1 protein-coding gene is annotated in these 562 nt (G+C 42.9%); it reads right to left on the reverse strand.

Translation table 11 applies throughout. The annotated features are described in order from the left end of the window. Positions 1-86: 86 nt before the first annotated feature. A partial coding sequence (locus tag ACFS6I_RS24440; protein WP_380924461.1) for a helix-turn-helix domain-containing protein occupies positions 87-562 on the reverse strand: 476 nt, incomplete at its 5' end.

Here is a 562-nt window from a genome sequence, read left to right on the forward strand (position 1 = left end):
CTTCTTGGAATGATAATAGAAAGTACTTCTTGCCATTTTAACGCAACTCAGCAGGATATCAAGATCAAATTGATGCCTTAGCTCCATTATGGCTTTCGCTTGTTTTCGGCTTGAGCTAAGGCGCTTAGCTTTTTTAGCAGGGCATTTTCTGCACGTAAATACTCATTCTCCTGCAAAAGTTCCTCTTCACGCGTGAGCGCTTTATTCGTTTTTCTAACTTTTCGCTTGATCTGCGGATTTGCTTTCTTTGTCATCAGGGGTCTTCCTTTTGGCCGTGCCTCCAATCCTTCTGGACCGAACTTGTCCAGCCTTTTCTGCCATTCAATGATATGGGCATCCGAGGAAAGGTCAAAGCGTACACGGGCTTCTTTCAAAGATAAACTTTCTTCTCGGATTGCAGTAAGGACAGAAAGCTTAAAAGAAGCACTAAAGTGTCTTTTCCCTTTCCTGGGAAGTAGACCCGATTCCCCCTGATACTTATATATTCTGTACCAGGTCGCAAACAAAGAATACGTAATCCCGAATTCTTCTCCCAAAGACTTTGCAGAACGATAATGCTCAT

The organism is Sphingobacterium anhuiense, from assembly GCF_042686355.1.
In the GTDB taxonomy this organism is placed as follows: Bacteria; Bacteroidota; Bacteroidia; order Sphingobacteriales; family Sphingobacteriaceae; genus Sphingobacterium; species Sphingobacterium anhuiense.